The organism is Tepidicaulis marinus (assembly GCF_000739695.1).
Lineage (GTDB): Bacteria > Pseudomonadota > Alphaproteobacteria > Parvibaculales > Parvibaculaceae > Tepidicaulis > Tepidicaulis marinus.
The window spans coordinates 1-7,243 of the sequence record NZ_BBIO01000036.1; the positions used below are offsets into that span (position 1 = coordinate 1).

The 7,243-nt window shown below is 63.2% G+C and carries 8 protein-coding genes and 1 pseudogene; 5 read left to right on the forward strand and 4 right to left on the reverse strand.

Annotated features, from left to right (window positions below):
- The 3 genes and pseudogenes from M2A_RS18095 to M2A_RS16685 form a co-directional block, all read right to left on the reverse strand.
- Positions 1-183 (reverse strand): annotated as a pseudogene (locus M2A_RS18095) (hypothetical protein); the annotation flags it as partial.
- Positions 167-1,354 (reverse strand): hypothetical protein, encoded by a 1,188-nt coding sequence (locus M2A_RS16680; RefSeq protein WP_045449870.1) that lies wholly within the window; start codon positions 1,352-1,354, stop codon positions 167-169. The pseudogene M2A_RS18095 and the gene M2A_RS16680, both read right to left, overlap by 17 nt.
- Positions 1,355-1,365: 11 nt before the next feature.
- On the reverse strand, positions 1,366-1,608 hold the full coding sequence (locus M2A_RS16685; RefSeq protein ID WP_045449871.1) for a DUF2188 domain-containing protein: 243 nt from the start codon (positions 1,606-1,608) through the stop codon (positions 1,366-1,368).
- Positions 1,609-1,703: 95 nt separating this feature from the next.
- Between M2A_RS16685 and M2A_RS16690 the strand changes: the two genes are divergently transcribed.
- From M2A_RS16690 to M2A_RS16710, 5 genes are all read left to right on the forward strand, one after another.
- Positions 1,704-2,066 carry a helix-turn-helix domain-containing protein gene (locus M2A_RS16690; protein ID WP_045449872.1) on the forward strand — a complete coding sequence of 121 codons (363 nt, stop codon included), beginning with the start codon at positions 1,704-1,706 and terminating at the stop codon, positions 2,064-2,066.
- The gene (locus tag M2A_RS16695; protein ID WP_045449873.1) at positions 2,066-2,998 is read left to right on the forward strand and encodes an ImmA/IrrE family metallo-endopeptidase; all 933 of its coding nucleotides are present in this window, start codon (positions 2,066-2,068) and stop codon (positions 2,996-2,998) included. Before M2A_RS16690 ends, M2A_RS16695 begins: the two co-directional genes overlap by 1 nt.
- Before the next feature lie 414 nt (positions 2,999-3,412).
- A complete protein-coding gene (locus tag M2A_RS16700; RefSeq protein ID WP_081875721.1) occupies positions 3,413-3,922 on the forward strand; it encodes a DUF2924 domain-containing protein in 510 nt (169 codons plus the stop codon).
- Positions 3,919-5,256, forward strand: coding sequence for a recombinase family protein (locus M2A_RS16705; RefSeq protein ID WP_045449874.1), 1,338 nt, complete (start codon positions 3,919-3,921; stop codon positions 5,254-5,256). Before M2A_RS16700 ends, M2A_RS16705 begins: the two co-directional genes overlap by 4 nt.
- A complete protein-coding gene (locus M2A_RS16710) occupies positions 5,253-5,645 on the forward strand; it encodes a hypothetical protein (RefSeq protein WP_045449876.1) in 393 nt (130 codons plus the stop codon). Before M2A_RS16705 ends, M2A_RS16710 begins: the two co-directional genes overlap by 4 nt.
- On the opposite strand, the gene merA is transcribed toward M2A_RS16710, so the two are convergent.
- Positions 5,642-7,090 (reverse strand): mercury(II) reductase, encoded by a 1,449-nt coding sequence (gene merA / locus M2A_RS16715; protein WP_045449878.1) that lies wholly within the window; start codon positions 7,088-7,090, stop codon positions 5,642-5,644. The two genes, M2A_RS16710 and merA, sit on opposite strands and share 4 nt — an antisense overlap.
- Positions 7,091-7,243 lie beyond the last annotated feature (153 nt).

The following is a 7,243-nucleotide window of genomic DNA, read 5'->3' on the forward strand; positions in this document are numbered from 1 at the left end:
GAAATCAGCCAGCGAGGCGGCCGCCGCGTTATGGCCATCCAGACGCAGCACATTCGCCGCCAGCAATTTCCCCGCGCTGTTGGCGTGATAGTCGGAGAGCACGGCGCCGGCGACTTTGGCATCCGCGCTCTCCACGATTGAGAGGAGCAGATCAACCGCCCTCCGATCAATCGACGACGACACCGCCGTCTCCGGAAAGGATGCCCCAGCGCCGGAGATACTTCTCGCCGATCAGCTGCTCCTCTTCGGTCTGGTCCTTGAGATTGCAGCCATGCGGCATCGTGATCGTCAACGGCAGCGTCCGACCGCGTTTGGCATCGCCCTTGGGATGGAATTTGATGGAGAGTTTGGCCTGTGTCGCCACCCAACCGCCAGCCAGCGGATCGTTGGCGCCGAACCGCTCCGCCGACATGCTCCAAATAGTGCGGTCGGCCTTCCGAAGACATTCCAGCGTGACGCGCTCGCCCACATTGTCGATGGGCATCAGACGCAGCTGCTTGACCTCGACGGACTCGATCCCATCCTCCGGGTCGGTCGGAAAATCGAAAGGATGAAGCAGAACTGCGAGGTCGTAGGTGCGGAAGGGCACCTTCTCGCTCTGGAACTCGATCCCCAGCAGGTCGCGCGCCATGAAGCGGACCATCTCCTCGCGGCTCTCGCGGTCGTTGGCGACGACTTCGATGACGCCGGTCGCCGGTTCATACGTCATGGCCGCCTCGAAGACGGGACGGCGGGCGCGGCGGACGAGCGTTCCCGCGTCATCGAACGCCAGGAAATCGTCGAGGAGGCCTTCGCGGTAAATCGCGATCTGGACAAGCTCGCAATCCTCGCCGTCGAGGGTCGGCCGATAGCGCCCGAAGATGTCGATGTGGATGTTGTTGGAAGCGAACCGATCGCGCAGTGCCGTCTTGAAGGCATCGATGGATGCCTCGTCCCGCCGCAGATCGAGGTTCGGCTCGCCGATGAACCCGTCCCAGCTCCGACCACGGCGCCGCTCATCGGTGTAACGGACCTCCTCAGCATGGCGGAACCGAACCGGTTCGTTCAGGAACATCCAGAGCGAACGTGCATGGCCATTTGCCAGATCATCGAGCACCGTGCGGTCGTCGATCACGCTGTAGAGTGCGGTCTGCCCCGCATCATCGGCCAGGGCGCTCACCCGCTCGGCGTCATTGACGATGCGGGCGCGGGCTTCGTCGTCCATCTCGTCAACGGCGCGAAGCGTGACGCGAACCACCTCGGGCTCGGGCGCCTCCCAATCGACCTCGGTCGGAAGCTCGATGCCGGTGTGGTGGAAATAGGCCTGCAGCGACGAGGCAGGCACGTTGCGGATGAAACTCGTCACTGAGGCCATGGCCGATCTCCTTAGCCCTTGATGTTGCGGGGGTCGTTCCCGTGGGAATCGGACTGGCCAATCCGGCCATCCTGGTTGTGGATCTTGAATTCCGTCCCGGCGTTGCGGCTGATCTCTCGCCCACGGTCGATCGCCTCCCGCTTCGTGTCGAAGTGCCCGCTGGCGCGCTCGGCGCCGCCGCGGCGGACATCCCATCCGCCATTGGGATTGGGGACCACGTGATGGGTGCCCGAACCGTTACCTGCTTTAGCCATGACGGCCTCCTGTCTCGTGAAAGCGCGAAAGCGGGTTCGTTACTACGAACTTGTGCGCAAGATAGGTATTGCAGGTACGGCGTGTCAAGGACTAGATGTATCGCGATAACGAACCCGGCGGACAAACAGGAGAACACCCGGTGCCAACACCCTTGGGAGAGCGCGTTCGCGAGCTCAGACTGAAGCGAGGACTGACCCTGGAGGCGCTCGCCGAAAGGGTCGGATCCAGCAAGAGCTACATGTGGGAGATCGAGAACAAGGACGTCGCGCGCCCTTCGGCGGAAAAACTTGCTCTGATCGCAACCGCAATCGACACCACCGTTGAGTACCTGCTGGCAGGTGACGGAGAGAAGGAAGAAGACGCAGAGGACATCGCATTCTTCCGAAAATACAAGAAGATGGATGCTCCATCGAAAGAGCGACTCCGTCGCATATTGGACGCGTTGGACGACGACTAATGAGCAATGGAAAGCGCAAATCCCCTCAACAAGAGGCGAACCGTCTTTCGATCCTGCTACGTCATGTTCTGGGAGAGGACCGCTTTCCGGTGGACGTCGAAGCGCTTGCCCGCGAGGTCTCCAAAAACAACGAGGATCCGATCACCAAGATCGTGGGCGGGGATCTACCCGGCTTCGAGGGTATGCTCAGGCCACACAGGAAGAGGCCGGAATGGCACATCGTCTACAACGACGATCCGCGGTATCGGGGCCGGGTGCGGTTCACACTCGCGCATGAATTCGGTCATTATCTGCTTCATCGCCCGACCTTGACCGCCCAAGACTACAATTCGGGCATTCTCGATCGCGATTGCGATTTCCAGTGCAAACCACTGCTTCCCAATAGCTGGCAGGAGGAGGAGAAGCAGCGGGAGGAGGAAGCCGACACGTTCGCGTCTTTCCTGCTTATGCCGCTCGACGATTATCGGGCTCAGGTCGATGGACACGAGATGACCGTCGATCTCCTGAACCACGTCACGGATCGCTACGGCGTGTCGTTGATCGCCGCTTGCCGGAAGTGGATCGATTTCACGGATAGGCGAGCGGCGATGATCGTGGCGCGCGACGGCCACGCGAAATGGGGACGCGCCAGCAAAGCCGCCCTAAAGAGCGGGATCTTCGTTCGATCGGGGATGCCGATCCCGGATGACGCGCTGGCCGCCATCGGCGCTGCCGAAAGAGGATTCGTTTCGGACAGGCCAGTCGCCCGGCCGAACGGCGTTTGGAACTTCAGCCGCGGCTCGGAGCCAGTGCGCGAATTGGCGATGGTGTCCGAGTTTCTCGACATGTCTCTGACCATTCTCCAGTTCGATGACGCCTTCGATGTTTGTGAGATCGAAGAGGATACGCCCTGGGACGCGTACGACCAGTTCACCCGTGATGATTCGATGTAACGACCCAACAATGCTGCGGGCAGCGCCGCTCCGGGCGACTTGCACAGATGTTCACGCTGGAAAGGCCTGACGAACGGCTTCGATCTGCTTCTAATGATTCCGCAGAAAAGCGATAAGTCATTGAATATGATTGCATATCGTCGTTTTGCGACTACCGTTTCGCCAGTCATCTTCTGTTGCGAACGGTCTCATGCAAGACGCCCGATCTGGCCCGAACCCGCTGCTGCCCGTCCGTCTGTCGACGGGCGAACGCCTCGATGAACTCGCGTTCATTTTTGCCGCGGGGCTGAGGCGTATACTGCCGGAACAGTCCAGTTCTTTATCTGCACCTGGCGAAGACAGTTCATTCGACATTCTCGCCCTCAAACGCCGTGTTGGTCGTCGCAAACCGAGCAACCGAGTTGGAGGGCAATAATGCCAGGAACAAAGAGAAAGACTGACGCCGCGCCATGGCGGGTGGGCGAACGCGACGCGGCGGACGCGAGCGTGGTCACGCAGCTTGCAGCGCTGAAACGAATGACGGTGGTCGAGCTGAAGGCGAAGTGGGAAAGCATCTTCGGCACCCCCGCTCCGAACAACAGCCGCAGTTACCTCGAGCTGAGGCTCAGCTACCGGGTCCAGGAACTGACCCTCGGCGGCCTGTCCCGCGAGACGCGGCGGACGCTGGACTTGCTGGCTGACGAAATCGAGGGCCGGGCCGGGCGCAAGACGATCATCGCGGATCCCCGCAACCCCGTGGTCGGAACCCGCCTCGTGCGCGAATGGGACGGGGTAGAGCACACCGTCACGGTGATGAAGGACGGCTTCGACTGGCAGGGGCGCAAGTTCAAGTCGCTCTCGGCGGTGGCGCGGGCGATCACCGGCACGCAGTGGAACGGCTACCGCTTCTTCGGCTTGCGCGAGGCGCGGAGGGACGACCGATGAGCCGTCATCAGGAAGCCGTCGCGGTCGTTCCGCGCCGCCAGCGCTGCGCCATTTATACCCGCAAGTCGAGCGAGGAAGGGCTCGACATGGAGTTCAACAGCCTCGACGCCCAGCGCGAGGCTTGCGAGGCCTTCGTGACGAGCCAGAAGGCGGAAGGCTGGGCCACCATTCGCGAACGCTACGATGACGGCGGCTTCTCCGGTGGCACGCTGGAACGGCCCGGCCTGAAGCGCCTCATTCAGGACGTCGAGGCCGGTCTGATCGATGTGATCGTGGTCTACAAGATCGACAGGTTGTCGCGCTCGCTGATGGACTTCGCCAAGCTGGTCGAGATCTTCGACCGCAATCAGGTGACCTTCGTTTCGGTCACGCAGTCGTTCAACACCACGACCTCGATGGGCCGCTTGACCCTGAACATCCTCCTGAGCTTCGCGCAGTTCGAGCGGGAGGTGATCGGCGAGCGCATCCGCGACAAGGTCGCGGCATCCCGCAAGCGCGGCATGTGGATGGGCGGTCACGTCCCGCTGGGCTACGACGTGCGCGACCGCAAGCTGGTGGTCAACGAGGCCGAGGCCGCGACGGTCCGGATGATCTTCGAGCGATTCGTCGCCATGGGCTCCGCCACGACGCTGGCCAAAGCGCTCGCGGCTGAAGGCGTGCTGAACAAGCGCGGCAAGCCGATCGACAAGGGCTTCCTCTACAAACTGATCAACAACCGGGTCTACCTTGGCGAAGCCGTGCACAAGGGCACGGCCTATCCCGGCGAGCACGAGGCCATCATCGATCAGACCCTCTGGGACAAGGTGCATAGCATCCTGCAGGAGAGCCCGCGCCTGCGGGCGAAGAATACTCGCCGCCAGACGCCGGCCCTGCTGAAGGGGATCATCTTCACCGAGACAGGCACGGCGATGACGCCGACCGCGACGAAGAAGGGCACGCGCCTCTACCGCTACTACGCGTCGATGGACCTGATCCGAAACCGCCCGACCGGAGACGCCTCGGGTCCGCTGCGCTTGCCCGCCGGCATGGTCGAGGATGCCGTCGTCGGCGAAATCCGCCGCATGATCCGCGCACCCGAAGTCGCGGCGCGAACCATAAAGGCCCTGCGCGACGAGAGCCCGACCATCGATCAGAAGGCGGTCGTCACGGCGCTCGGCGAGTTCGATCAGCTATGGGCGGCGCTCTATCCGGCGGAGCAGACCCGCATCGTCCAGCTTCTGGTCGAGCGGGTGACCGTCGGCGAAGACGGCATCGCCGTCGATCTGCGCCACGACGGGCTGGGCTCGGTTCTCCGGGACATGATGGCGCCCCGCCAGACGGAGGCCCACGCATGACCGACTCGACGAACACCATCCGGGTCGTCATCCCCCTGACGATCCGCAAACGCAATGGGCGGCCGAAGATCCTGCCGCCCGACGAGGTGACGGTTCGGAACGGCCGGTCACAAGACCCTCATGTGCTGCGCGCCATCGCCCGCGCCTGGAGCTGGCGGCGGCAGCTGGAAACGGGCGCCGCTTCCACGATCCAGGACATCGCGGCGGCCGAGAAGGTCTCCGACCGGTTTGTGAGCCGAATGATGCGGCTCGCCTATCTGTCACCCGAGGTGCTTGAACACCTCGTCATCAGGCGCGTCCCACCGGCGCTGTCATTGAACGACCTTGTTTCGGTCGCCGACCGGCCATGGGCGGAGCAGATGGGGATAGTGTTTGAGGGACTGGCTTAACCGGCACAGCAGGAGAGTTTTGCCACATCCTTGTCGAATGTCTGGGCGGCCAGCTTCAACCCTTCAACAGTGGTCAGGTAGGGGAAGATCATCTCTCCGAGTGCCTTCGTGGTCATGCCGAACTTGAGCGTCAGCGCCAGCGTCTGGATGCTGTCGGCGCCCTCGGGCGCCATGATCACACCTCCCAGAAGCCGGTCGGTTTTCGCGTCCGCCACAAGCTTGATGAGCCCACGCGTGTCGCGCGCGGCCAGCGCCCGCGGCACGTTGTCTAGCGTCAGGACGCTCGTCTTGACCTCATGCCCGGTCGCGCGCGCCTCCGCTTCGGTCAGGCCGACACCCGCCACTTGTGGACCCGTAAACACGACCCACGGCATGGTTCCATTGTCGTAGACGAGGCTATCGCCATTCAGCGCGTTCTTCGCGGCGAGCTTTGCGCCATAGGCCGCCATGTAGACGAACTGGTCCCGGTTGGTCACATCGCCCGCCGCGTAGACGCCGGCTTTCGAGGTGCGCATGTGGTCATCGACCACGATGGCGCCGCGAGCGTCTTGCGCCACACCGGCCTCCGCCAAGCCGAGGGTTGCGGTATTGGGGATGCGTCCCGTCGCGACCAGCAGCCGCTCCGCCTTCAGCTCGACCGTCTTGCCGCCTTCGCTGACGCAGACGGTGACGCCGGTCTCATCTTCACAGCAGGCATCGTAGGTGATGCCGCAATGAAGCGTGATGCCTTCGGCGCGGAAGGCCGCAGCCAGCGCGTCCGACACTTCCGGTTCCACCTGCGGCAGCAGGCGCGACCGGCAGATCACCGTCACCTCAACGCCCATGCGCGCCATCATCTGGGCAAGCTCCACGCCGATATACCCGCCGCCGATGACAATCAGGCTCCTGGGCAGCGTCTCCAATTCCAGCAGTGTCGTGCTGGTCAGGTAGGCCACGGTCTTGATGCCGGGAATCGGCGGCACGGCAGGTCGTCCGCCCGTAGCGATGATGATATTGTCGGCGGCGACAGGGCCGTTTTCGACGAGCACGCCGGCGCCGTTCAACCGCGCCGCGCCCTCCAAATAGGTAATCCCGTCATACTCGGGCAGCAGGTCGGCGTATTTCTTCTGCCGTAGCGTCGAGACGAGATCGTCCTTGGCGGCGATCAGACGTCGCCAATCATTCACCTGCGCGTCGCCGGTCAGGCCCGGGAACCGGCCCGCCGCCCTTGCGCCATGTAGCGCCTCGGCGGCGCGCATCATGGTTTTGGACGGCACGCAGCCGACATTGACGCAGGTGCCGCCAATGGTGCCGTGGCCGATCAGGGCGACGCTCGCCCCTTGCTCGGCCGCCGTGATGGCAGCGGAAAAGCCTGCCGAACCCGCGCCGATGACGGCGAGGTCGTAGGTTGTCCGGGATCGTGCGTTGGGGGTGCAGCAGTGGCTTGGCTTGAGGCGTTCGTTCATGTCCGTCTTTCTTTCTGTTCTCAGACCATCGACCCGAGGTCCGAGGCGTAGCTGGGATAGGCGAAGATCGCCGCCTTGATCCGGTTGGCGGTCAGCCCCGCACCCATGGCCATCGCGAAAAGATTGATCTGTTCCTCCGTTCCCGGACCAATC

Bases quoted from the DNA above. Each gene is read 5' to 3' on its own strand.
- M2A_RS16680 (WP_045449870.1), bottom strand. From the start codon at position 1,354: ATGGCCTCAGTGACGAGTTTCATCCGCAACGTGCCTGCCTCGTCGCTG.
- M2A_RS16685 (WP_045449871.1), bottom strand. From the start codon at position 1,608: ATGGCTAAAGCAGGTAACGGTTCGGGCACCCATCACGTGGTCCCCAAT.
- M2A_RS16690 (WP_045449872.1), top strand. From the start codon at position 1,704: ATGTATCGCGATAACGAACCCGGCGGACAAACAGGAGAACACCCGGTG.
- M2A_RS16695 (WP_045449873.1), top strand. From the start codon at position 2,066: ATGAGCAATGGAAAGCGCAAATCCCCTCAACAAGAGGCGAACCGTCTT.
- M2A_RS16700 (WP_081875721.1), top strand. From the start codon at position 3,413: ATGCCAGGAACAAAGAGAAAGACTGACGCCGCGCCATGGCGGGTGGGC.
- M2A_RS16705 (WP_045449874.1), top strand. From the start codon at position 3,919: ATGAGCCGTCATCAGGAAGCCGTCGCGGTCGTTCCGCGCCGCCAGCGC.
- M2A_RS16710 (WP_045449876.1), top strand. From the start codon at position 5,253: ATGACCGACTCGACGAACACCATCCGGGTCGTCATCCCCCTGACGATC.
- merA (WP_045449878.1), bottom strand. From the start codon at position 7,090: ATGAACGAACGCCTCAAGCCAAGCCACTGCTGCACCCCCAACGCACGA.